18 protein-coding genes and 1 pseudogene are annotated in these 24,006 nt (G+C 64.3%); 18 read left to right on the top strand and 1 reads right to left on the bottom strand.

Annotated elements, in window-relative coordinates:
* Window positions 1–60: 60 nt before the first annotated feature.
* Window positions 61–849, bottom strand: a complete 789-nt coding sequence (locus tag C7G61_RS15425) for an N-acetylmuramoyl-L-alanine amidase (RefSeq protein ID WP_108515726.1) — start codon at window positions 847–849, stop codon at window positions 61–63.
* Window positions 850–1,529: 680 nt separating this feature from the next.
* On the opposite strand from C7G61_RS15425, the gene rsmH reads away from it, so the two are divergent.
* The 18 genes and pseudogenes from rsmH to lpxC all read left to right on the top strand — a co-directional run bounded on the left by rsmH (window position 1,530) and on the right by lpxC (window position 23,728).
* Window positions 1,530–2,525, top strand: a complete 996-nt coding sequence (gene rsmH, locus C7G61_RS15420) for a 16S rRNA (cytosine(1402)-N(4))-methyltransferase RsmH (protein WP_190241834.1) — start codon at window positions 1,530–1,532, stop codon at window positions 2,523–2,525.
* Between the two features lie 2 nt (window positions 2,526–2,527).
* Entirely contained in the window at window positions 2,528–2,920 is a 393-nt protein-coding gene (gene ftsL / locus C7G61_RS15415) for a cell division protein FtsL (RefSeq protein WP_108515520.1), read from the top strand.
* A complete protein-coding gene (locus C7G61_RS15410; protein WP_108515518.1) occupies window positions 2,917–4,668 on the top strand; it encodes a peptidoglycan D,D-transpeptidase FtsI family protein in 1,752 nt (583 codons plus the stop codon). The genes ftsL and C7G61_RS15410 overlap by 4 nt, the downstream gene beginning before the upstream one ends.
* 47 nt (window positions 4,669–4,715) lie before the next feature.
* Complete coding sequence (locus tag C7G61_RS15405) at window positions 4,716–6,176, top strand: UDP-N-acetylmuramoyl-L-alanyl-D-glutamate--2,6-diaminopimelate ligase (RefSeq protein ID WP_108515515.1); 1,461 nt, start codon at window positions 4,716–4,718, stop codon at window positions 6,174–6,176.
* Window positions 6,173–7,570, top strand: a complete 1,398-nt coding sequence (locus C7G61_RS15400) for a UDP-N-acetylmuramoyl-tripeptide--D-alanyl-D-alanine ligase (protein ID WP_108515513.1) — start codon at window positions 6,173–6,175, stop codon at window positions 7,568–7,570. Before C7G61_RS15405 ends, C7G61_RS15400 begins: the two co-directional genes overlap by 4 nt.
* A gap of 184 nt (window positions 7,571–7,754) precedes the next feature.
* Window positions 7,755–8,861 carry a phospho-N-acetylmuramoyl-pentapeptide-transferase gene (gene mraY / locus C7G61_RS15395; RefSeq protein WP_108515511.1) on the top strand — a complete coding sequence of 369 codons (1,107 nt, stop codon included), beginning with the start codon at window positions 7,755–7,757 and terminating at the stop codon, window positions 8,859–8,861.
* 10 nt (window positions 8,862–8,871) lie between these two features.
* A complete protein-coding gene (gene murD / locus C7G61_RS15390; RefSeq protein WP_108515508.1) occupies window positions 8,872–10,272 on the top strand; it encodes a UDP-N-acetylmuramoyl-L-alanine--D-glutamate ligase in 1,401 nt (466 codons plus the stop codon).
* Window positions 10,273–10,290: 18 nt separating this feature from the next.
* Window positions 10,291–11,838 (top strand): DUF5107 domain-containing protein, encoded by a 1,548-nt coding sequence (locus tag C7G61_RS15385; protein WP_108515506.1) that lies wholly within the window; start codon window positions 10,291–10,293, stop codon window positions 11,836–11,838.
* Between the two features lie 262 nt (window positions 11,839–12,100).
* Window positions 12,101–13,252, top strand: coding sequence for a putative lipid II flippase FtsW (gene ftsW, locus C7G61_RS15380; RefSeq protein ID WP_108515504.1), 1,152 nt, complete (start codon window positions 12,101–12,103; stop codon window positions 13,250–13,252).
* Between the two features lie 65 nt (window positions 13,253–13,317).
* Window positions 13,318–14,418 carry an undecaprenyldiphospho-muramoylpentapeptide beta-N-acetylglucosaminyltransferase gene (gene murG, locus C7G61_RS15375; protein WP_108515501.1) on the top strand — a complete coding sequence of 367 codons (1,101 nt, stop codon included), beginning with the start codon at window positions 13,318–13,320 and terminating at the stop codon, window positions 14,416–14,418.
* 158 nt (window positions 14,419–14,576) lie between these two features.
* Complete coding sequence (murC, locus tag C7G61_RS15370) at window positions 14,577–15,980, top strand: UDP-N-acetylmuramate--L-alanine ligase (protein ID WP_108515498.1); 1,404 nt, start codon at window positions 14,577–14,579, stop codon at window positions 15,978–15,980.
* Window positions 15,981–15,982: 2 nt separating this feature from the next.
* Window positions 15,983–16,906 (top strand): UDP-N-acetylmuramate dehydrogenase, encoded by a 924-nt coding sequence (gene murB / locus C7G61_RS15365; RefSeq protein ID WP_108515496.1) that lies wholly within the window; start codon window positions 15,983–15,985, stop codon window positions 16,904–16,906.
* A complete protein-coding gene (locus C7G61_RS15360; protein WP_108515493.1) occupies window positions 16,906–17,898 on the top strand; it encodes a D-alanine--D-alanine ligase family protein in 993 nt (330 codons plus the stop codon). The genes murB and C7G61_RS15360 overlap by 1 nt, the downstream gene beginning before the upstream one ends.
* An 84-nt stretch (window positions 17,899–17,982) precedes the next feature.
* Window positions 17,983–18,242 (top strand): annotated as a pseudogene (locus C7G61_RS46020) (D-alanine--D-alanine ligase); the annotation flags it as partial.
* A complete protein-coding gene (locus C7G61_RS15355; protein WP_108515490.1) occupies window positions 18,209–19,195 on the top strand; it encodes a cell division protein FtsQ/DivIB in 987 nt (328 codons plus the stop codon). The pseudogene C7G61_RS46020 and the gene C7G61_RS15355, both read left to right, overlap by 34 nt.
* Entirely contained in the window at window positions 19,192–20,511 is a 1,320-nt protein-coding gene (gene ftsA / locus C7G61_RS15350) for a cell division protein FtsA (protein WP_108515488.1), read from the top strand. The genes C7G61_RS15355 and ftsA overlap by 4 nt, the downstream gene beginning before the upstream one ends.
* An 88-nt stretch (window positions 20,512–20,599) precedes the next feature.
* Window positions 20,600–22,417 (top strand): cell division protein FtsZ, encoded by a 1,818-nt coding sequence (ftsZ, locus tag C7G61_RS15345; protein ID WP_108515485.1) that lies wholly within the window; start codon window positions 20,600–20,602, stop codon window positions 22,415–22,417.
* A gap of 351 nt (window positions 22,418–22,768) precedes the next feature.
* Entirely contained in the window at window positions 22,769–23,728 is a 960-nt protein-coding gene (lpxC, locus tag C7G61_RS15340) for a UDP-3-O-acyl-N-acetylglucosamine deacetylase (protein ID WP_108515482.1), read from the top strand.
* Window positions 23,729–24,006 lie beyond the last annotated feature (278 nt).

Below are 24,006 nucleotides of genomic sequence, written 5' to 3'. Positions count from 1 at the left end.
TGTGGCGCTATGGATTGCTTCGCTGCGCTCGCAATGACGTTGAGAGCACCCGCAAACAATTTACCTCGCCGCGACCACCGTCGTCATCGCTTCCGGCGGCAGGCTCGACAGCAGCGCGTGCAGCGTGCTGATGGTCGAGTGATCGGCGATCCCGTCGACGCGCTCGGGACGGAAGTGGCGCTGAAATGCGGTGACCACTTCCATGGTCGGGCCGTCAAACTTGCCGTGGGTCGGGATCTTGTAGCCGTATTTGGCAAGCGCCGCCTGTAGCCCGGCGACGTCGTCGCTGATGCTGCCGAGCTTGAGCGTTTCGCTGCGCACGATCGGCGCCGGCTGCACCCAATGGCCGACGCCGGAATTGGCCAGCGAATGCCATGGAAACTTTTCGCCGGGATCTCTTTTGCGCGCCGGGGCGACATCGGAATGCGCAAGCACGCGATGCGATTGTATCTTGCGGCGGAGCATGATGCCGCGGCACAGCGCGATCACGGCGGCGATCTGGCGCAGCGGGAAATCCGGATAGCCCCAGTCGTGACCGCGATTGATGATCTCGATCCCTATCGAGCAGGAATTGATGTCTTCCTCGCCGGCCCAGGAGGATACCCCGGCGTGCCAGGCGCGCTTGGCTTCCGGCACGCATTGCACGATGCGGCCGTCTTCCAGCACGATGTAATGCGCCGATACATCGGTGCCGGGGGTGCAGAGCTGGGCGATCGCGCCCTCCACATCCGGCATGCCGGTGTAGTGCAGCAGGATCATGTCGGCGAGGCGGCCCTTGTTGCGGTCGCCATGGTTCGGGGACGGAATGACGTCGGATGCGATCGAGGAATCCGGGGTAAAGGTCTTCATGTCGGCGTTGGCCCTGGGCACGGGAAGGGCGCGTTGACGCTTCGAATCAATACCAGCAGATGCGAACGAACCAGAAGCCATTTTTTAAACTCAAACCGGGCAAGGGAATGGCAACATGATGTCTTAAGCGACAATGCCATTTACTATTCCTTTACCTTGCGCCCGCGCAATGCGATGGCCGGGTTCCATCTCGCATTTTGAGCGAGTGTGTGCAGCGCGCATCACCGATATTCAAGTGTATAGAGCTTCGGTTCTGATCGAATCAGAACCGAAGCTCTAGATTCTTGTTTTGACGCGTTTTCTACCGCAGATAAGTCTACGCAATCTGCGTAAACTTGATTGCTATGCGGGACCCACTTCACTCAAAAACGCTATAGAAGCGCACAAAACTCGCAGCCGATCATCAACGCTTTCTTAACGCTAAGTGCCGTTACTAAGTGGTGAAGAGCCGAACCGGGTTGGGGACGGCCGAGGCCCTCTTTCGCGCTCGAAATGCCATGGCAACCCAGCAAATTCCGTCCGGAAATGAGGGGGCGCGAGGCCGGGCTCGATGCGGCAATCGTGCCTGTTCGCGGCTTTTTGGCCGGAAAAGCCCGGCGAAGCGCAAAGATTTGAGGCGCAATGGGCCCGTCCGCGTCCATCATCCATTTTGCAGGCTGGAATACGCTGGAGGACGGCGCATGAGCCCGGCTGCGCCACACCATATCTCCGTTCTCGGCCGCGAGGCGGTCGAAATGCTCGCTCCGCGTGACGGCGGCGTCTATGTCGACGCGACCTTCGGCGCCGGCGGCTACAGCCGCGCGATCCTCGCTGTCGCGGGAACCCGGGTCGTCGGCATCGACCGCGACCGGTCGGCAGTTACCGGCGGATTCGATCTGGTCGACCAATCGGCCGGCCGGCTGACCTTGGTCGAGGACCGATTCTCCAACCTTGCGGACATCTGCACAGCGCAAGGCATAGCCGAAGTGGACGGCGTCGTGATGGACGTCGGCGTTTCCTCGATGCAGCTCGACCAGGCCGAGCGTGGTTTCTCGTTCCGGCTCGGCGGCCCGCTCGACATGCGGATGGGCCATGACGGGCCGACGGCAGCGGATGTCGTTGCGAAGGCCTCCGAGGCCGATCTCGCCAACATCATCTATATCTTCGGCGAAGAGCGACATTCCCGCGCCGTCGCGCGCGCCATCGTGGCGGCGCGGAAGGAAGCGCCGATCACGACCACGCAAGCGCTGGCCGATATCGTCGGCAAGGTGGTGCGAAGCAAACCGAACGAGATTCATCCGGCGACGCGCACGTTCCAGGGCTTGAGAATTTTCGTCAACGCGGAACTCGACGAGTTGCATCTGGCGCTCGTGGCAGCCGAACGCGTGCTGAAGCCCGGCGGGCGGCTGGTGGTCGTGTCGTTTCATTCGCTGGAAGACCGCATCGTCAAGGATTTTCTCAACGCGCGCGGCAAGACCGGCGGCGGATCGCGGCACCTGCCCGAACTGGCGCAGGCCGCGCCGAGTTTTCAGATTCTGACCAAGCGTCCCATTACGCCCGGCGAAGCCGAAGTGTCTGCCAATCCGCGCGCGCGTTCCGCAAAATTGCGCGCTGCCGAGCGCACCACAGCGCCCGCTCATGCGGCAGACCGCCTGCCGGCATGGCCCGTTCTTACTGATGTGATGAGGGGAGGCTGACCATGCGGATCATCCACTTCCTCGTCATCGGCGTGCTGGTGTTCGCGGCCGCCTACGTCTACCGGATCAAGATGGAATCGACCGCGCGCGTCGAGCGCGTGCTGCGGCTCAACGCAGAGATCCGCGAGCAGCGCGACGCCATCGCGGCGCTGCGCGCGGAATGGGCCAAGCTCGACGCGCCGCTGCGGCTGCAAGGGCTCGCCGAGCGCCATCTCGGCCTGAAGCCGCTCAACGCCACGCAATACGATCAGTTGAAGAATTTGCCGGAACGGCCGCCGGCCTTTGCAAGGCCCGGTGCGCCCGATCCGATCGGCGCGATGATCAATACCATCGAGGCCAGCGCCGATGCGCCGCCCACAACCGGGTCGGTGCCCACGCCGGGAGATCGGCAATGACCGGCCGGGCGCTCACCAACATCAAGCGGCCCGCGGAGCCGTGGCGGCAGCGGCTGATCCGCAGCCTGCTCTATGGACGCAATGTCGATCGCGCCGTCAAGGCGCGGGCCCGGGTAGGATTGGCCATCCTGCTGTTCGCGGCGATCTATGCGGTGCTGGCCGGACGTCTGGTGATGTTCGCGGTCGGCGCCGACAGCCACGGCGCGCGCCGCACCGGCTCGCAGGATGCGATAGCGACCGCGCGGCCCGACATCGTCGATCGCAACGGCACGGTGCTCGCGACCGACGTCAAGAGCCCGAGCCTGTTCGGCGAGCCCAGGCGCATCATCGACAAGGACGAAGCGATCGAGCTTTTGACCGCGGCGTTGCCGGACCTCGACGAAGCGGAGGCGCGCACACGCCTGTCGTCGCGCAAGGGTTTTGTGTGGCTGAAGCGCGAGATCACGCCGAAGCAGCAGCACGACATTCACAAGCTCGGCATTCCCGGCATCGGCTTCCTGCGCGAGAACAAGCGGGTCTATCCGACCGGTGCCGCGGTCGCGCATCTGATCGGGCTCGTCAACATCGACAACGCGGGCATCGCCGGGATGGAGAAGTGGCTGGACAATAACGGTCTGGCCGATCTGCACCGCGCCGGCTTTGCCACCGACCGCCTGCAGCGCCCGGTAGAGCTGTCGATCGACCTGCGCGTCGAACATGCGCTGCGCGACGAGTTGTTGAAGGCGAAGGAAAAATACAAGGCCAAGGCCGCTTCGGGCCTCGTCTCCAACGTCCGAACCGGCGAGATCGTGGCCCTGGTGTCGCTGCCGGATTTCGATCCCAACAATCCGAAGGAGGCGCACGATCCCGAGCGCATCAACCGCCTGACCACCGGCGTGTTCGAAATGGGCTCGACCTTCAAGGCGCTGACGCTGGCGATGGCGCTGGATTCCGGCAAGGCCAACCTCAACACGCTCTATGATGGGCGCGGGGTGCTGAAGTTCGGCAAGTTTACCATTCACGACACCCATCCGGTCGGCCGCTCGATCACGCTGTCGGAAGTGTTTACCTTCTCCTCGAACGTCGGCGCCGCCAAGATCGCGCTGGCGCAAGGCGTCGACGCGCACAAGGCGTTCCTGAAGAAGCTCGGCCAGATGGACCGGCTGCGCACCGAACTGCCGGAAAGCGCCTCGCCGATCGTGCCGAAGCGCTGGACCGAGCTCAACACCATCACGGCGGCCTTCGGTCATGGTATCGCGGTGGCGCCGCTGCAGGCGGTGATGGGCATCAACGCCTGCATCAATGGCGGCCTCCTGATTCCCCCGACCTTCCTCAAGCGGTCGGAAGAGGAGGCCAGTGCCATGGCCAGGAAGGTGCTCCGAACCGAAACCTCCGACAAGATGCGCTATCTGATGCGGCTGAACGCCGAGATCGGAACCGCCAAGAAGGCCGACGTGAAGGGCTACTATATCGGCGGCAAGACCGGCACCTCGGAAAAGGTGGTCAACGGCCGCTATTCCAAGAAGCAGGTGCTCAATTCCTTCACGGCGATCATCCCGGCCGACAATCCGCAGTATCAGTTGCTGGTCATGCTGGACGAGCCGAAGGCGCTGCCGGAAACCCACGGCTTCATCACCTCGGGCTGGAACGCGGTGCCGACCGGCGGCAAGGTGATTGCCCGCATCGGGCCGCTGCTGGGCATCGAGCCGCGCTTCGATCTGCCGCCGTCCGACCGCCTTATTCTTGCGGCATCGAGGACAACCCAGTAAGGCGTAAGATCACGCGCCCTCACTGCGCCGGGCCGGACTGGAACACGATGAAACTTCGCGACCTCTTCAGCGATGACGCTGCGATCGAGCCGCAGGCGGAAGCTGTCGATGTGAAAGGCCTCAGCGTCGACAGCCGCGCGGTAAAACCGGGCGACCTGTTCTTTGCCATTGCCGGCAGCAAGACCGACGGCTCGCGCTTCGTCGATTCGGCGATACAGGCGGGTGCGGTCGCGGTAGCCGGTGACCATGCGCCGCCCGGCGGTCGCCGCGTGCCGTTCGTCGTCACGCCAAATCCGCGCCGCGCGCTGGCGCTGGCGGCGGCGCGATTTTATCCGCGCCAGCCCGCGACAACAGCGGCGGTGACCGGGACCAGCGGCAAGACGTCCGTTGCCGCCTTCACGCGCCAGATCTGGGAACGGCTCGGCCATGCTTCCGCCAGCATCGGCACCATCGGCCTCGTTTCGCCGAAGCGCACGGTCTACGGCTCTCTGACGACGCCGGACCCGATCGCGCTGCACAGGCAGCTCGACGAAATCACGGGCGACGGCGTGACGCATCTGGCCTTCGAGGCATCCTCGCACGGGCTCGACCAGTTCAGGCTCGACGGCGTGCGCATTGCCGCCGGCGGTTTTACCAACCTTTCGCGCGACCATATGGATTATCATCCTGATGTCGCGCATTACCTCGCCGCCAAGCTGCGGCTGTTCCGCGATCTCGTCGCGCCCGGTGGTGCGGCGGTGATCTCGGCCGATCATGAGTGCTCACCGGAAGCGATCGAGGCGGCGCGGTCGCGATCTTTGCGGATCATCGCCGTCGGCCGCAACGGGGATGGGGCAGGCGAGGGCATTCGTCTCGTCGATGCAGCGGTCGAAGGATTTGCGCAAAAGCTCACGCTCGAACATCGTGGGCGCAAGCGCATGATCAAGCTGCCGCTGGTCGGCGAATTCCAGATCGAGAACGCGCTGGTTGCCGCCGGGCTCGCGATTGGCACCGGCAGCGAACCGGACGCCGTGCTGGCTGCGCTCGAACATCTCGAAGGCGCAAAAGGGCGGCTGGAGCGGGTCGGCGAACACAATGGCGCGCCGATCTTCGTCGATTACGCGCACAAGCCGGACGCGCTGGCGAAGGCGCTGCAGGCGCTGCGGCCTTATGCCAAACGCAAGCTCGTCGTCATCTTCGGCGCCGGTGGCGACCGCGATGCCGGCAAGCGCCCGATCATGGGCGCGATTGCGGCTGAGAATGCCGATCAAGTCATCGTCACCGACGACAATCCGCGCAGCGAGAATCCGGAAACAATCCGCGCCGCCATTCTGGCCGCGGCGAAGGGCGCAACAGACATCGGCGATCGCGCTGAGGCGATCAGGGCAGGGATAGCGGCGCTGCAGCCCGGCGATGCGCTCCTGATCGCCGGCAAAGGGCACGAGACCGGCCAGATCGTCGGCGACAAGGTTTTGCCGTTCAGCGATCACGAGGCGGTGGCGGCCGCGCTTGCAGCGAGGGGGGCATGAGCACGACGCCATTGTGGACCGTTGCCGAAGTCGCGCGTGCGCTGGGCCTGTCCGGCGAGTATCCGGATACGCCGATCGATTTCGTCACGCAGGATAGCCGCCTGGTGAAACCGGGCTGCCTGTTCGTGGCGCTGAGCGGCACGCCAAGCGGCGGCTTCATCTCCAGCTTCGCCAGCGCGCGCGACGGCTGGGAATTCGCCGACAAGGCGGAAGCGGCCGGCGCGGTCGCGATGGTCGTTCCGCATCGGATCGACGGCATCAGCGTTCCGCAGTTGATCGTCAAGGATACGCTGATCGATGGCCTGTGGCGGTTGGCGCGCGCCGCGCGGGCGCGGTTTGCCGGTCCGGTGATCGGCCTGACCGGTAGCGCCGGCAAGACCAGCACCAAGGAATTCCTTGCCGCGTATCCTGCCGCCTATGCCAGCCCGAGCAGTTTTAACAATTTCTGGGGCGTGCCGCTGACGCTGTGCAATGCCAGCCCCGAGGCGAGCGTGTGGGTCGTCGAAATGGGCATGAACCAGACCGGCGAGATCGCGCGGCTCAGCGAACTGACCCAGCCCACGGTCGCGCTGGTCGTGAACGTGCAGCCGGTGCATCTGGAAAAGCTCGGCAGCCTGGAAGCGATCCGGCGCGAGAAGGTAAGCATCGCGCAAGGCTTACTAAGACAAGGCCTGCCAAAGGACGGCGTGCTGGTGCTGCCCGGGGATGTCGAGGCGCCGGAATGGAACGGCAAGGTCGTTCGCTTCGGCGAGGGATCCGGGGTACGGGAACTGAAGCACGCAGCCGAGGGCGAGAGCTGGAACGTCGCCGCAGAGGTGAACGGCACGCCAATCAAGTTCGGTCTGACGCCCGGAGCGCCGCATCGCCTGCAGAACGCGCTTGCCGCGCTGGCCTCCATCCACGCCGCCGGGCTCGAACCCGCGGTGCTGGCCAAGGAGCTCGGCCATGTCGGCATCATGACCGGCCGCGGCGTCGAGCAGGCGGCCCATGGCGTCACCGTGATCGACGACAGTTTCAACGGCAATCCGGCCAGCATGGTGGCCGCGCTCGGCAGCCTGAAGGCGCGGCCGGTGAAGGCCGGCCGGCGCATCGCCATTCTCGGCGACATGCTGGAACTGGGCGCCGATGCGCCTGCCTATCACGAGAAGCTCGCCGGCGACCTCCCGGGCATCGACGGCGTTTACTGCGTCGGTCCGCTAATGCGCCATTTATATGGTCTGGTGCCGGCGGAGCGGGCGCTCGGCTGGCATGAAGACCCGGCCACGCTCGATCCCCAACAAATCGCCGCCTTGCTGCGGGACGGGGATGTGGTGGTCGTCAAGGGCAGCAAAAAGATGTTCTGGGTGAACAAGTTTGTGCCGAGGCTGCTGGCCGCCCTGCAGGCAAAGGCGTAAACTGGCCGTATTTGGCGGGTGCGTTGTTTCCGCGTGGCATGATTCGTCAATACCCCATGCATGACCAAGATTTGCTTGGTTTGACGATGAAAACGATTAACAAGGCGTTCCCGGAACGAAGGCGTTCCCGAAGCGCTTCCCGCCAAAGACGGCGTAACCAAGCCGCGTGATAGGGCCGACCTGAATGTTTTACTGGCTGATCGAGCTTTCCAATACTGTCCCGGGTTTTGGCATCTTCCGCGGCGCGTTCAACGTGTTTCGCTACATCACCTTCCGCACCGGCGGGGCGATGGTGACGGGCGCGCTGTTTGTGTTCCTGTTCGGGCCCTGGATCATCGATCATCTGCGGCTCCGGCAGGGCAAGGGCCAGCCGATCCGCACCGACGGCCCGCAATCGCATCTGATCACCAAGAAGGGCACGCCGACGATGGGCGGGCTGATGATCCTTTCGGGCCTCGTGGTCTCGACGTTGCTGTGGGCCAATCCGCTCAATCCCTACGTCTGGATCGTGCTGGCGGTGACGCTCGGCTTCGGCTTCGTCGGCTTCTACGACGACTATCTGAAGGTGACGAAACAGAGCCATAGTGGCTTCGCCGGCAGGCTGCGGCTGTTGATCGAAGCGGTGATCGCGATCGCGGCCTGCTACGCGCTGGTGCGGCTCGGCCGCGATGCGACCTCGACCTCGCTTGCAGTACCCTTCCTGAAAGACGTGGTGATCAATTTCGGCTGGTTCTTCGTGATCTTCGGCGCGTTCGTCATCGTCGGCGCCGGCAACGCGGTCAATTTGACGGACGGCCTCGACGGGCTTGCGATCGTGCCGGTCATGATCGCCGCCGCGAGCTTCGGCATGATCTCGTATCTGACCGGCAACGCGGTCTTCTCGGACTACCTGCAGATCAGATATGTGGCCGGCACCGGCGAGCTCGCGGTGCTGTGCGGCGCGGTGCTTGGCGCCGGCCTCGGATTCCTCTGGTTCAATGCGCCGCCGGCTTCGATCTTCATGGGCGACACCGGCTCGCTGGCGCTCGGCGGCATGCTTGGTGCGACGGCGGTTGCGGTCAAGCACGAGATCGTGCTGGCCGTGATCGGCGGATTGTTCGTGCTGGAAGCCGTCTCCGTGATCGTGCAGGTGGCTTCGTTCAAGCTGACGGGAAAACGCGTGTTCCGGATGGCGCCGCTGCATCATCATTTCGAGCAGAAGGGCTGGACCGAGCCGCAGATCGTGATCCGGTTCTGGATCATCTCGGTGATGCTGGCGCTGGCCGGCCTCTCCACGTTGAAGCTGCGGTGAGCCGCGCGCGATGATCCCCGTCACCTCCTTTGCGGGCAAGACGGTCGCCGTCTTCGGCCTCGGCGGTTCCGGCCTTGCGAGCTGCCACGCGCTGAAGGCCGGTGGCGCGGAAGTGATCGCGGGCGACGACTCTGCCGACAATGTCGCCAAAGCGGCGCAGGCCGGTTTCACCACCGCCGATCTGCGCACGGTGTCGTGGTCGAATTTTGCGGCGCTGATTTTGACGCCCGGCGCGCCGCTCACCCATCCGACGCCGCATTGGTCGGTGCTGATGGCGCGGCAGGCCGGCTGTGAGGTGATCGGCGACATCGAATTGTTTTGCCGTGAGCGCCGCCGTCACGCGCCGGACGCGCCGTTCGTTGCCATCACCGGCACCAACGGCAAGTCGACCACAACAGCGCTGATTGCGCATCTGATGAAGGTCGCCGGCTACGACAGCCAGATGGGCGGCAATATCGGCACCGCGATCCTGTCGCTGGAGCCGCCGCGCATGGGGCGGGTGCATGTGGTCGAGATGTCGTCGTACCAGATCGATCTGGCGCCTTCGCTCGATCCGTCGGTGGGGATTCTCCTCAATGTCAGCGAAGACCATATCGACCGCCACGGCACGCTGGAGCATTACGCCGCCGTCAAGGCGCGGCTGGTTGCCGGCGTGCAGCCGCAGGGCACCTCGATCGTTGGCGTCGACGATGGCTGGTGCCGCAACATCGCCGATCGCCTCGATCAGGCGGGAAAACGCGTGGTGCGGATCTCCGTGAAGAACCCGCTGCCCGACGGCGTCTATGTCGAGCGCGAAACCATCGTGCAGGCCTCCGGCGGCGCGCGTCGCGAGATTGCAAGGCTGGGCGGCATCGGCTCGCTGCGCGGCCTGCACAATGCGCAGAATGCGGCCTGCGCGTCGGCCTGCGCGCTGGCGATGGACATCTCGATCGATATTTTGCAAAACGGCCTGCGCAGCTTTCCAGGGCTGGCACACCGCATGGAGCAGGTCGGCCGCCGCGGCAACGTGCTGTTCGTCAACGATTCCAAGGGCACCAACGCCGATGCCGCCGCACACGCGCTGTCGTCGTTCGCCGATATTTTCTGGATCGCCGGCGGCAAGCCGAAGCAGGGCGGCATCACCGGCCTCGCCGAATATTTCCCGCGCATCCGCAAAGCCTATCTGATCGGCGAAGCCGCGCAGGAGTTTTCCGGCACGCTTGGTGAGCGTGTGTCGCACGAGATTTCCGAAACCCTCGATGTGGCCGTAGCTAGCGCCGCGCGCGATGCGGAAGCGTCGGGACTCACTGACCCCGTGGTGTTGCTGTCGCCAGCTTGCGCCTCGTTCGACCAGTACCGCAATTTCGAAATCCGCGGCGCCAAGTTTCGCGATCTGGTGGCGGCGTTGCCGGGCGTCAAGCCGGTGGTGTGAGGATGCGGATCGCGTAGGATGGGTAGAGCGCAGCGAAACCCATCGCTGCGGTGCTGGATTGATGGGTTTCGCTTCGCTCTACCCATCCTACATCCTGCTCCTTCGAGGGCGTCGCAAATGGCAATTCATGCTCCCTCACGTAACCTTGTTCGTTTCGCGGTTGCGGTGCTTTCAGCGACCGTTGTGCTTCATGCCGTTGTAGATGCGGCTTCGCCGGTGTCCGATGGCGTGTCGCTCAGCGAGTCGACGATTTCGTGGAGCACTGTCAAATACGCGACCTCTGCGGAGAACGGATTCGTCAGCGGGTCGCTCGACAAGAAGGCCATCGTCGATCGCACGTTCAAGACCTACGTGCTCCAGAACCGTTATCTGAAGGTAACGCTCGTGCCCGAATTCGGCGGTCGCATTCTTTCCATCGTCTACAAGCCGACCGGCCACGAACAACTTTATCGCAACGAGGTCGGCGTCCCCTATGGCATGACGGCCGGCGTCTTTTATTACGACTGGCTGATGGTGTATGGCGGCATCTTCCCAACCTTCCCGGATCCCGAGCACGGCAGGACGTGGCTGAAGCCGTGGGATTTCAAGGTCGTGAAGGAGAGCGCCGGCGAAGTGACGGTGTCGATGTCGATTAAAGATGATTTCGCGTATCCCGCAGCGCCGACGCAGTTTTTCAAGGAGGTGACGGGTATCGAAGCGACTTACTACGTCACGCTGAAAGCCGACCGCGCCGCGCTCGATGCGCGCGTGGTGCTGAGAAATCCGCAAGCCCGGACGATCGACTACGAGTACTGGACGTGCACGACGCTCGCGCCGGGATCGGACCCGAACAACCCCAAGACGACCGGCGGCGCCGAGATCGTCGCGCCGATCCAGGCCTACAGCACGCCCCGCTGGTCAGCCAATCTGTCCGACGGCGACGAGAGCGCAGGCGCGGGCAGGAGCCGTTTCGAAAAACTGCGCCACTTCAGGAACTGGCCGACGATGGGCATTGCATACGCGGCGCCCGATATGCAGGGCGGGAATTTCTGGGGTGTGATCAACCACGATAATGAAGAGGGGATCATCCGCATCGCCGACAACACGGTCACACCGGGCCTGAAGATGTGGACGTGGGGATTTCCGTCGTTCACGAACGAAACGGATGCACGCAAGGACCCGAACGAAGCGCGGCCTTACGTCGAATTGTGGGCCGGCGTGTCGGACCAGTTTTTCCACCGCGCACAACTTCCCGCGCTGGGCGAAGTGTCGATTCCGGAGACCTACAGCCCGATCGTCGGCATGAGCAATGTGACGGATGCGAACGAGAATATCCTGATCAATCTCTCGGCCGCGGCATCGGGCGTGAATCTTCAGTTCTTCAGTATCGAACCAGCCACGTCATTGCGCGTCACGTTGAAACGCGGCGATGCGATATTGTTCAACGACGCCGTGACAGCCGACCCGAAAAACGGAAATCGCATTTCCGTAGGGGTTCCTGCAGGCTACAGCGGCGAACAGGTGCGGCTGACGATCACGACCGCGGAAGGCAAAGAGCTGATCGCGGCCGAGACAAAAATAAGGTGATCTGACCGTAGGATGGGTAGAGCGCAGCGAAACCCATCAACTTCGCCAACCGCAATTACCGCATAATGGGTATCGCTTCGCTCCAACCATCCTGCGCAGCTACATTCTGTCGTCACCCGCCTTGTGCGCAATCGCGGGTATGACGACCTTTTGTGAGGCGGGTACCGTGCGCTCCCATCTAAAAAGTTACCGTCCCCATTAACCCCCCATAAACCATCCTGCTCCACCAATGGGCGTTACCTCTGCCATTTTGGGGACGCCCATGCTCGCCCGTGACCAACGCACGCCGTTTTCGGACTGGTGGTGGACCGTGGATAAGCTGCTGCTCGGCGCGATCATGGCGCTGATGCTGGGCGGCGTCATCCTGTCGCTGGCGGCCAGTCCGCCGGTGGCGACCCGGATCGGGCTCGATCCCTTCCATTTCTTCGGCCGGCACGTGCTGTTCCTGCTGCCGTCCTTGATGGTGCTGATCGGCGTATCGTTCCTGTCACCCAAGCACATCCGCCGCCTCGCGCTGCTGGTGTTCGTGGTCTCGATCCTGCTGATCGTGGCGACGCTGGTCTTCGGCGCCGAGGTGAAGGGATCGCGGCGCTGGATCACGCTGCTCGGCGTCAACATCCAGGCTTCCGAATCCGCCAAGCCTGCCTTCGTGGTGATGGCGGCGTGGCTGTTTGCGGAATCGACCAAGCGGCCGGAAATGCCGGCGACATCGATGGCGATCGTATTGTTGCTGACGCTGGTGGCGCTCCTGGTGATGGAACCGGATTTCGGCCAGACCATGCTGATCCTGATGGTGTGGGGCGCGCTGTTCTTCATCGCAGGCATGCGGATGATCTGGGTGGCCGGCCTTGCCGGCGTCGCGGCGGCCGGATTGTTCGGCGCCTATCTTCTGGTCCCGCACGTCGCGGGCCGCATCAAGCGCTTCATCAATCCGGCCTCCGGCGACACCTTCCAGGTCGACATGGCGATGGAAGCCTTCTGGAACGGCGGCTGGTTCGGCCTCGGACCGGGCGAGGGGATTGCAAAACGCAGCCTGCCGGACAGCCATACCGACTTCGTGTTCGCGGTGGCCGCCGAAGAGTTCGGCATCATCCTGTGCCTGGCGCTGGTTTCGCTGTTCGCCTTCGTTGTGATCCGGACGCTGACACGCGCCTATTCGAGCGAGGACATGTTCGCGCGCTTTGCGGCGTCGGGGCTTGCGATCCTGTTCGGCGCGCAGGCCGCGATCAACATGGCGGTCAATCTGCAACTGATTCCCGCCAAAGGCATGACGCTGCCCTTCATCTCCTATGGCGGCTCGTCGATCATCTCGCTGGCTTACGGCGTCGGCATGATGCTGGCGCTGACGCGGCAGCGCCCGCGTACCGAGGTGGAATCGATGAACGCGGCCGGCGTGTCGCGCGGTTACGCGTAGAACCTTATCGATTCTGAAAACGCTATGGGGCGTGACTAGCCTCGCCGCGTCGGCTATTTGAAGCCATGGAAAACGCGCCTCTCATTCTACTCGCCGCCGGCGGCACCGGCGGTCATCTGTTTCCCGCCGAAGCGCTCGGCGTCGAGCTCATCAAGCGCGGCCTGCGGGTGCGTCTGGCAACCGACGACCGCGCGCTGCGCTACAGCGGCCTATTCACCCGGGATAACATCGATGTGGTGCCGAGCGAGACCGTGCGCGGCCGCTCGCTGGTGGCGCTGGCGCGCACCGTCTACACGCTTGGTTACGGCACGCTGGTTGCTGCCAGGCTGGTGCGGCGGCTGAAACCTGCCGCCGTGGTCGGCTTCGGCGGCTATCCGACGCTGCCGCCGCTGATGGCGGCAAGGCTGCTCGGCGTGCCCGGCATCATTCACGACGCCAATGCCGTGCTCGGCCGCGCCAACCGCTTTCTCGCCCGCCGCGTCAACGCCATTGCCACATCGCTGCCGGGCGTGCTCGATCGCGATCCTGATCTCGCGGGCAAGACGGTGACCGTCGGCACGCCGATGCGGCCCGCGATCCTCACGGCCGCCGCCGTGCCGTTTGCCTCTCCCGAACCGAACGGGCCGCTGCGCCTGCTGGTGGTCGGCGGCAGCCAGGGCGCGCGGGTCATGAGCGATATCGTGCCGGGCGCCATCGAAAAGCTGGAGCCGATGCTGTGGAGCCGCCTGGTTCTCACTCAGCAGGTGCGCAAGGAAGACATGGGGCGGGTGCGCGCGATCTATGAGCGGCGCAGGATCAATGCCGAACTCGCGCCGTTCTTTTCCGACCTGCCGGCGCGGCTGGCGTCCAGCCACCTCGTGATCTCGCGCTCCGGCGCCGGCACGGTGGCGGAACTCGCCGCGATCGGCCGGCCCTCGATTCTGGTTCCGCTGCCCGGCGCGATCGACCAGGACCAGTTCGCCAATGCCGGCGTGCTGGCCCAGGTGGACGGAGCTTTACGGATTCCGCAGGCCGAATTCACGCCCGACCGGCTGGCAGCGGAAATCTCCGCCTTCGCCGCCGAACCCGCTCGGCTGACCGCGATGGCATCAGCCGCACGCAGTGTCGGCAGGCTGGATGCTGCTGAGCGGTTGGCCGATCTGGTGATGAAAATGGCCGGAATCTAGGCCGTTGCGTGCAAAATTGCCCCTTGTCATGCCACGCGAAAGCGGGGCATCCAGTACCCTGCGGCGCCTGATTTGAGCCTCGGCTTCGCGGGATACTGGATCATCCGCTCCCGTGCGCAATTGCGCACAAGGCGGATGATGACGATAGGGAATACTCCATGAGACTGCCGCGCGAGATCGGACCCATTCACTTCGTCGGGATCGGCGGCATCGGCATGAGCGGCATCGCCGAGGTCTTAAGCAATCTCGGCTATACCGTGCAGGGCTCGGACGCCTCCGAGAGCGGCAATGTCGCGCGGCTGCGGGAGAAGGGGATTACGGTTTCGGTCGGGCACAAGGCCGAGAATGTCGACGGCGCCGACGTGGTGGTGGTTTCGACCGCGATCAAGCGCGACAATCCCGAATTGATGGCGGCCCGCGCCCAGCGCATTCCGGTGGTGCGCCGGGCCGAAATGCTCGCCGAACTGATGCGGCTGAAAAGCTGCGTCGCGATTGCCGGCACCCATGGCAAGACCACGACGACGACGATGGTGGCGACACTGCTCGATGCCGGCGGTCTCGATCCGACCGTGATCAATGGCGGCATCATCAACGCCTACGGCTCCAACGCGCGGCTGGGCGCGGGCGACTGGATGGTGGTCGAAGCCGATGAGAGCGACGGCACGTTCCTGAAGCTGCCGTCCGATGTCGTGATCGTCACCAACATCGATCCCGAACATCTCGATCACTTCAAGACTTTCGAGGCGATCCAGGACGCATTCCGCAATTTCGTCGAGAACGTGCCGTTCTACGGCTTTGCCGTGATGTGTACCGATCATCCCGTGGTGCAGAGCCTCGTCGGCAAGATCGAGGACCGCCGCATCATCACCTATGGCGAGAATCCACAGGCCGACGCGCGGCTGGTCGAGCTGACGCCCACCGGCGGCGGCTCGACATTCAAGGTCGTGTTCCGCAACCGCAAGACCGACGCCACCCACGAGATATCAGACCTCATGCTGCCGATGCCGGGGCGGCATAACGCCTCGAATGCCACCGCGGCGATCGCAGTGGCGCACGAGCTCGGCATGTCCGACGAGGCGATCCGCAAGGCGATGGCAGGTTTTGGCGGCGTCAAGCGGCGCTTTACCCGGACCGGGGAGTGGAACGGCGTCACCGTGATCGACGATTACGGCCATCACCCCGTGGAGATATCAGCCGTCCTTAAAGCGGCGCGTGAATCCACCAACGGCAAGGTCATCGCCGTGGTTCAGCCGCATCGCTTCACCCGCCTGCAATCGCTGTTTGAGGAATTCTGCACCTGCTTCAACGACGCCGATGCAGTCGTGGTCGCCGAGGTCTATCCGGCCGGCGAGGCGCCGATCGAGGGCATCGACCGCGATCATTTCGTGCTCGGACTGCGCGCCCACGGCCATCGCGAGGTGATCCCGCTGCCGAATGCGGGCGAACTCGCCAAGGTGGTTCACGGCCTCGCCGGTCCCGGCGACCTCGTGGTGTGCCTGGGGGCCGGCAACATCACGCAATGGGCCTACGCGTTGCCGGGCGAATTGAAGGCGTTGGGTTAGCCGTGGCATTCCCCGACATCACACCCGATCTCAAGACCGCGATGCCGGAGCTGCGCGGGCGGTTGCTGGCGAATCAGTCGCTGGCGGAGCTGACGTGGTTTCGCGTCGGCGGGCCGGCGCAGGTGCTGTTCACGCCGGCGGATGAAGACGATCTCGCGTACTTCTTAAAGCGGCTTCCGAAGGCATTGCCGGTCTATGTCGTCGGCGTCGGCTCCAACCTGATCGTGCGTGACGGCGGCATGGCGGGGGTGGTGATCCGCCTGTCGCCGCGGGCGTTCGGCGAGACACTGGCTTCTGGCGATATCGTCAGCGCGGGCACTGCCGCGCTCGATAAGCGCGTGGCGGAGACCGCGGCTGCCGCCAACATCGGCGGCATGGAATTTTTCTTCGGCATTCCCGGCACCATCGGCGGCGCGCTGCGGATGAATGCCGGCGCCAATGGCAGCGAGACCAAGGACGTTCTGATCGAAGCTGTCGGCATCGGCCGCGACGGCACCAGGCATGTCTTCACCAATGCCGGCATGAAGTTCGTCTATCGCAACAGCGGCGTCGATCCCTCGGTGATTTTCACCTCTGCGCGTTTCCGCGGCGCCATCACGGATGCTGAAGCCATTCGCGCGAAGATGAATGAAGTGCAGACCCATCGCGAAACCGCGCAGCCGATTCGCGAAAAGACCGGAGGATCGACCTTCAAGAATCCGCCCGGAGACAGCGCCTGGAAACTGATCGACGCCGCCGGCTGCCGGGGCTTGCGCGTCGGCGGGGCGCAGGTCTCGGAAATGCACTGCAACTTCCTCATCAACACCGGTAATGCTACCGGGCATGATATTGAAACGCTGGGTGAAACCGTGCGCGAGCGGGTTAAAGCGAATTCTGGAATCGAGCTACACTGGGAAATCAAGCGGATCGGAATCGAGCGAGGCTGATGCGGACGACCATTCTCTTTGGCGGCACCAACAAGGAGCGGCTGGTCTCGGTCGCGAGCGCCCAGGCGCTGCATCGGGCCTTGCCTGAGGCCGACCTCTGGTTTTGGGACGTTGCCGATACCGTCCACGACGTCAGCTCAAAGGCACTCCTCGAGCATTCGCGTCCGTTTGAGGATGAATTCAAACCCGGCAACCGCGGCCTGTCGCTCGAAGCCGCGCTCGACAAGGCGAAGTCCGAGGATCGCGTGCTGGTGCTCGGCCTGCATGGCGGCCGGGCCGAGAACGGCGAATTGCAGGCGATGTGCGAACTGCGCGGGATTCCCTTCACCGGCTCCGGCTCGGCGTCGTCGAATCTCGCTTTCGACAAGGTGGCGGCAAAACGCTTTGCGGCCTATGCGGGCGTCGCAGCGCCGGCCGGCGTCGCCCTGGAAAACCTCGACGCGGCGTTTGCGGAATACGGCAGGCTGATCGCAAAGCCGGCGCGGGACGGATCGAGCTATGGCCTGATCTTCGTCAATGCGAAGCAGGATCTCGTCGCCGTGCGCAACGCCGCCAAAACAGAGGAATATCTGATCGAGCCGTTCGTGCCGGGTGTGGAGGCGACCTGCGGCGTGCTGGAGCGGCCAGACGGTTCGGTGCTTTCATTGCCGCCGATCGAAATCGTTCCGGCGGAAGGCGCGTTCGACTACACGGCGAAGTACTTGCTCAAATCCACCCAGGAGATCTGTCCGGGACGATTTTCGCCCGAGATCAGCACAGCCCTCATGGACCAGGCGCTGCGGGCGCACCGGGCGCTGTCGTGCAGCGGCTATTCCCGGACCGACTTCATCGTCTCGGCGAAGGGGCTGGTTTACCTGGAAACCAACACGCTGCCGGGCCTGACCGCCGCATCGCTCTACCCGAAGGCGCTGAAGGCGCAGGGGATCGAATTCCCGGATTTTCTGCGCGACCAGATCGCGCTGGCCGAACGGCGCAACCGGGAACGGGTCTGACCGGCCGACCGGCCAGTTAACAGGCCGTTAACCCGGAACTAACCTCGCCACGAGAATTGTTGCTAAAATCCTAAGAATTAGCCGGCAAACCACTCAAAAGACGCGTCAAAACGCGTCACCGGTGCCCCGAATTTACACTTTGTTTACCAGGAAGTCCGAAGGTTAACGCTGGCGGCGCATGTGGCGCTTGGCTGCCGGGGCGTGCGCTGTTCCGACTTCAGATCAGCACCAAGTCCGGCAAAACCGAGGCGTCACATGGGCCGGAACCCGCAAAACGCTTGCGGGAACAACACTTGGACAGGCTCGTGCAATGGATGGTGCAGGACGCCTCGCTCGGTCGCTGAGATCGCTGGGGCCCCAAGCTGACCTGAAAGCGGCTGCTATTGGAGCGGCCGTGCTGCTGCGCGAGCGGATGGGCCTTCGTGCCCGCGTCCCGGCAAGGCCTGTGATCGATCGCGAACCGTCGAATCGCCTGGTCCTGCTGGTCGAACGTTACCTTCCGAACCGCGCAGGCGTCGCCTTGACCGTGCTGATGCTGCTCGGCAGCGCAGGCCTGGGTATCGTCAAGGGCGGCCATGTCGACGACTTCATGGTGGCGCTTAACGATACCCGCAATGCGCTGGCCAATTCGGCCGGATTCCGCATCACGACGGTTGCCATCAACGGCCGCAAGCAATTGAGCCAGGACGAGGTGCTTGCGATCGGCGGCGTCAATGGCCGCTCCTCGCTGTTGTTCCTCGACGCCGCCACCGTGCGCGACAGGCTCAAGGCCAATCCGTGGATCGCTGACGCGACCATCCTGAAGCTTTATCCCGGTCAGCTGCAGATCGACATCGTCGAGCGTACGGCGTTCGCGCTGTGGCAGCAGGAGGGCCGGCTGTCCGTGATATCGGAGGACGGCGCGGTGCTGGAGCCCTACGTGTCGCGCCGCTTCGTGACGCTGCCGCTGGTGGTGGGCAAGGGCGCCGACGTCAAGGCCCGTGATTTCCTCGCGCTGCTCGACCGCTATCCGCAGGTTCGCACCGCGACCAAGGCTGCGATCCTCGTCGGCGAACGGCGCTGGAATCTGCGGCTGAAGGACGGCCTCGACATCCGCCTGCCGGAGAACGACGTTGGCAATGCGCTTGCCGTGCTGAGCAAGCTGGACAAGGACGACCTGCTGTTCTCGCGCGATATCGTCGCGGTCGACATGCGCCTGCCGGACCGCTTGACGGTGCAATTGTCTGAAGACGCGGCCAAGGCCCGCGAAGAACTGTTCAAGGACAAGAAACCCAAGAAAAAGGCCGGTGACGCATGACCGGCCTCGATCGCAACCAGACCCCGAAGACGCGCCCCGTCGATCACAAGCGCACCGCGCTGGTGGCGTCGCTCGATGTCGGCACCAGCAAGATCGCCTGCATGATCGCACGGCTGAAGCCGTCGCCGGCGAACGACGCGCTGCGCGGCCGTACCCATGCGGTGGAATTGATCGGCTACAGCCAGATCCAGTCGCGCGGCGTCAAGGCCGGCGCTGTGGTCGATCTCGCCGAATGCGAACAGGCGGTGCGGCAGGCCGTGGCGCTGGCCGAGCGTATGGCCAAGGTCCGCGTTGAGTCAGTATTGCTGTCGGTTTCCGGCGGCCGGCTGCAGGGCCAGCTGGTCGAGGCTGCCGCCGATATCAGGGGCGGCGCCGTTACCGCCGATGACGTCACCCGGGTGACGTCCACCGGCATGCGCCACGCCACCGGCGAGGGTCGCACCGTGCTGCACGCGCTGCCGGTCGGCTACGCGCTGGATGGCGTCAAGGGCATCCGCGACCCCCGCGGCATGGTGGCCCGGCAGTTCGGCGTCGACATGAACGTGGTGACGGCGGATGCCACCGTTGCCCGCAATCTGATGCTGGTGGTCGAGCGCTGCCATCTCAATGTCGAAGCCATGTCGGCGAGTCCTTATGTCGCAGGCCTTTCCGTGTTGACCGACGACGAGGCCGATCTCGGCGCCGCCGTGGTCGAAATGGGCGCCGGATCGACCACGATTGCGACTTATTCCGCCGGCCGCTTCGTTCATGCATCAGGATTTGCGCTCGGCGGACAGCACGTGACCATGGATCTTGCACGCGGCGTCGGCGCATGCATTGCAGATGCCGAGCGAATCAAGACTTTATACGGGACCGTGCTGACCGGCGGGTCCGACGCGCGCGAGTTGATGTCTGTTCCGACTGCGGGAGAGGAACACGATGCACCGCAGATCGTCTCGCGCGCCACGATCGCGAACATCGTCCGGCATCGCGCCGAGGAGATTTTTGAAATGGTCCGGGACCGGCTCGCGGATTCCCCCTTTGCGGCAGAGCCGCGGGCGCGGGTTGTCTTGAGCGGCGGCGCGTCCCAGCTCACCGGCACCGTCGAACTCGCCACCCGCATTCTCAACCGGTCGGTCCGGATCGGCCGGCCGCTCGGTTTCGGCCGGCTGCCCAACGAGGCCAAGAGCGCCTCGTTCGCGGTGCCGACCGGCCTTTTGGTCTATCCGCAATACGCTCATCTGGAACACGTCGAACCGCGGCATACGCGGCAGCTCAGGACAGGGACTGACGGCTATTTCGGAAAGGTCGGACGATGGCTTCGCGAGGGCTTCTGATGACCGGTCCAATGACCAAACGATTTTCACCAAATCCCGCGGCCGTCGGCCGGGGCGAACCAACGCGCGCGTCGTAGGAGAGGCAACCATGGCACTCAATCTGACCCCCCCTGACATCAGCGAGCTGAAACCGCGGATTACTGTCTTCGGCGTCGGTGGAGCAGGCGGCAATGCCGTCAATAACATGATCACTGCCGGGTTGCAGGGCGTCGATTTCGTCGTCGCCAACACCGACGCGCAGGCGCTGACCATGTCGAAGGCGCAGCGCATCGTGCAGATGGGCACCCAGGTGACGCAGGGCCTCGGCGCGGGGTCCCAGCCTGATGTCGGCGCGGCGGCGGCGCAGGAAGTCATCGACGAACTTCGCGACCACCTCTCGGGCGCCAACATGGTGTTCGTCACCGCGGGCATGGGCGGCGGCACCGGCACGGGTGCCGCCCCCGTCATCGCCAAGACCGCGCGCGAAATGGGTATCCTCACCGTCGGCGTGGTGACCAAGCCGTTCCACTTCGAGGGCATGCGCCGCATGCGCACCGCCGAGTCCGGCATCGCCGAACTGCACAAGGTGGTCGATACGCTCTTGATCATCCCGAACCAGAACCTGTTCCGGGTCGCCAACGAAAAGACCACCTTCGCCGATGCCTTCGCGATGGCCGATCAGGTGCTCTATTCGGGCGTTGCCTGCATCACCGACCTGATGGTCAAGGAAGGCCTGATCAACCTCGACTTCGCCGACGTGAGGGCGGTGATGAAGGAGATGGGCAAGGCGATGATGGGCACCGGCGAAGCCACCGGCGAGAAGCGCGCGCTGACCGCGGCCGAAGCTGCGATCGCCAACCCGCTGATCGACGACTCATCGATGAAGGGGGCCCGCGGCCTGCTGATCTCGATCACCGGCGGCAAGGACCTGACGCTGTTCGAAGTCGACGAAGCCGCCACCCGGATTCGCGAGGAAGTCGACCAGGACGCCAACATCATCGTCGGCGCCACCTTCGACGAGACGCTCGACGGCATCATCCGCGTCTCCGTCGTCGCCACCGGCATCGAGCAGGCGCAGATCGCGCGCAATGCCGCCGCCGCCCCGGCGGCCGCGACCACGGCCACTGCCGGCGCCACGTCCTCGCCCGACAACCGCCTGGCCGAACTGACCGCTCGCCTGCGCGCCGACAATGCGCGGCTGGCCGAACGCGCCCAGAAGCTCGAGCCGGCGCCCGCGCAGCAGGCGATTGCTCCGGCTCCCGCGCAGGCCCCGGCCGTCGCGTCGGCGCAACGTCAGGCCAACAATGTCGAGCGTGCGGCGCTTGCTGCGATCGCAGCTGCGGTTGATACGCCGCAACAGGCTCCGATCCAGCCGGCTTCCTATGGCGACGTCACGGTCCGCCCGATCGCGCAGAAGCCGACTTTGTTCCCGGATCATAACGAGGCCGCCCGCATCGAGCCCGAGCAGCCTGCGACCCCCGAAACCTTCATCCCGCAGGCGGCCGAACGTGCGCCGGCCCGCTCGCCGCGGATGCCGAAATTCGAGGATCTGCCGATGCCGGCGCAGGCCGAAATCCGGCAGGCCCGCGGTGAGGCCGAAGAGGAGCACCCGCAGAAGTCCAAGCTCTCGCTGTTGCAGCGGCTCGCCAATGTCGGGCTCGGCCGCCGAGACGAAGAGACCGAGCCGCCGATTTCGGCCCGCGCCTCCGGTCCGGCGATGGCGCCGCTGCCGCCGCTGCCCGATCGCAAGCCGCAGCGGACCGTCGCCCAGCAAATGGCGGCGAATCACGAGCCGGTATCAGAGTACGCAAAACGCCCGGCGCCGCAAGGTTTGGACGTCCATGGCCGCCCAGCGCCTGTTGCCCAGACGCCACAGGGCGACGACCATCTTGATATCCCGGCCTTCCTCCGACGCCAGGCCAACTGAGCTTTTGTAACAATTAAGGCGACCCAAGGGGCCCCGGCTGACCCAGCCGGGGCCCTCTCTTTGGCTGGGTGCCGAGGCGCGGTTGGTCAGTCAAGCAACTGATTTTAAATGATTAATTATTCATTCCGTGATCAGCTATTGCAGCTGAAACGGCCTTCGGCCGTGCCGGAATTTGGTTAACCCTTGGCGTGATTGCGGCAGAGATAGGGTAACAATCCGTAAAGAAGCGTGAGTTGGCGCGCATTGGGAAATAGTTATGGTCTGCCGTGACTTGGGGATGCCTAGAACGCGAATCGCCACCTACGCGCGGTTCCCGTCTTTGGGTTAAGTCAGGGTAGTGGGCAGTTATCGATGAAATTCAGCCGGCAAACCACGCTTCGGTCGCAAGCCACCGTAACGGGCGTTGGCGTTCATTCCGGTTTACCTGTCAGCCTGACGCTTGGTCCTGCTCCTGTGGATGCGGGTTTTATTTTTGTCCGCACCGGCCTTGATGAGGCCGACCGCGAAGTTCCCGCCATCGCAGAATCTGTAACCGCCACCGATCTTGCTACCGTTCTCGGCGACCGCGAAGGCCCGCTGGTTTCCACTGCGGAACATGTCCTCGCTGCCTTGCGCGGCATGGGCGTCGACAACGCCATCATCGAAGTCGACGGTCCCGAAGTTCCGATCATGGACGGCAGCGCGGCGGCCTTCGTCGCCGCCATCGATCAGGCCGGCATTGTCACCCAGTCGGCCTCCCGCCGCTTCATTCAGGTGCTGAAGCCGGTCCAGGTTGCGATCGGCGACAGCTTCGGCGAGTTGCGGCCGCATGCAGGCGGGTTCCGCGTCGAGATCGAGATCGACTTCGCCAATCCCGTGATCGGCCGCCAGAATTTCTCGCTCGATCTCAATCCTGAAAGCTTCCGCCGCGAGGTTTCCCGCGCCCGGACCTTCGGCTTCATGAACGACGTCGCGCGGCTCTGGAGCGCCGGTTTTGCGCGCGGCGCCTCGTTTGAGAATACGGTGGTGCTCGACGACGCCCGTCTGCTCAACACCGAAGGCCTGCGCTTTTCCGATGAATGCGCCCGCCACAAGGCGCTGGACGCGGTTGGCGATCTGACCCTGGCCGGTTTGCCGCTGCTCGGCGCCTATCGCTCGGTGCGTGGCGGCCACAAGCTGAACCACGCCGTACTGACGGCCCTGTTGGCCGATCCCAGCGCCTGGCGGGTGGTCGAGGCCGAACCGGCACGCCGTACCCGTGGCCATGTTGAGGCCGGCGCAGGCATGGTGGGCGGTTTGATCGCCCCGGCCTATGGTCCGGATGTGTCCTGACTTTCGCTTTGCGAAATGTCCTGACTTTCGCTTTGCGAAATGTCCTTGACCTTGGCTTGTGAAATCCACTGACTTCGGCTGCGAAGGCCGGGCTTTCGTGCCGTACAGACGCGTTTTCCGTAGTAACCACAATCGGTAACGATGCCCGTTCCGCCGCCTTAATCCGGGCGAATTGGCTGCGTATTCGGTTGGTTGAGGACCATTTTTCGGCTACAGAGGCTCGCGGTTGCACGACAAGCGCTACGGGCCCCTGAGGAATTATGCATTGGGCACGGGAA

The sequence above is a fragment of the Bradyrhizobium algeriense genome (assembly GCF_003062295.1).
Taxonomy (GTDB): Bacteria; Pseudomonadota; Alphaproteobacteria; order Rhizobiales; family Xanthobacteraceae; genus Bradyrhizobium; species Bradyrhizobium algeriense.
This window is presented reverse-complemented; position numbering and strand designations above follow the sequence as displayed.

Coding starts and splice junctions, on each gene's coding strand:
- C7G61_RS15425 (WP_108515726.1), bottom strand. CDS start 849: ATGAAGACCTTTACCCCGGATTCCTCGATCGCATCCGACGTCATTCCG.
- rsmH (WP_190241834.1), top strand. CDS start 1,530: ATGAGCCCGGCTGCGCCACACCATATCTCCGTTCTCGGCCGCGAGGCG.
- ftsL (WP_108515520.1), top strand. CDS start 2,528: ATGCGGATCATCCACTTCCTCGTCATCGGCGTGCTGGTGTTCGCGGCC.
- C7G61_RS15410 (WP_108515518.1), top strand. CDS start 2,917: ATGACCGGCCGGGCGCTCACCAACATCAAGCGGCCCGCGGAGCCGTGG.
- C7G61_RS15405 (WP_108515515.1), top strand. CDS start 4,716: ATGAAACTTCGCGACCTCTTCAGCGATGACGCTGCGATCGAGCCGCAG.
- C7G61_RS15400 (WP_108515513.1), top strand. CDS start 6,173: ATGAGCACGACGCCATTGTGGACCGTTGCCGAAGTCGCGCGTGCGCTG.
- mraY (WP_108515511.1), top strand. CDS start 7,755: ATGTTTTACTGGCTGATCGAGCTTTCCAATACTGTCCCGGGTTTTGGC.
- murD (WP_108515508.1), top strand. CDS start 8,872: ATGATCCCCGTCACCTCCTTTGCGGGCAAGACGGTCGCCGTCTTCGGC.
- C7G61_RS15385 (WP_108515506.1), top strand. CDS start 10,291: ATGGGTAGAGCGCAGCGAAACCCATCGCTGCGGTGCTGGATTGATGGG.
- ftsW (WP_108515504.1), top strand. CDS start 12,101: ATGCTCGCCCGTGACCAACGCACGCCGTTTTCGGACTGGTGGTGGACC.
- murG (WP_108515501.1), top strand. CDS start 13,318: ATGGAAAACGCGCCTCTCATTCTACTCGCCGCCGGCGGCACCGGCGGT.
- murC (WP_108515498.1), top strand. CDS start 14,577: ATGAGACTGCCGCGCGAGATCGGACCCATTCACTTCGTCGGGATCGGC.
- C7G61_RS15360 (WP_108515493.1), top strand. CDS start 16,906: ATGCGGACGACCATTCTCTTTGGCGGCACCAACAAGGAGCGGCTGGTC.
- C7G61_RS15355 (WP_108515490.1), top strand. CDS start 18,209: ATGGATGGTGCAGGACGCCTCGCTCGGTCGCTGAGATCGCTGGGGCCC.
- ftsA (WP_108515488.1), top strand. CDS start 19,192: ATGACCGGCCTCGATCGCAACCAGACCCCGAAGACGCGCCCCGTCGAT.
- ftsZ (WP_108515485.1), top strand. CDS start 20,600: ATGGCACTCAATCTGACCCCCCCTGACATCAGCGAGCTGAAACCGCGG.
- lpxC (WP_108515482.1), top strand. CDS start 22,769: ATGAAATTCAGCCGGCAAACCACGCTTCGGTCGCAAGCCACCGTAACG.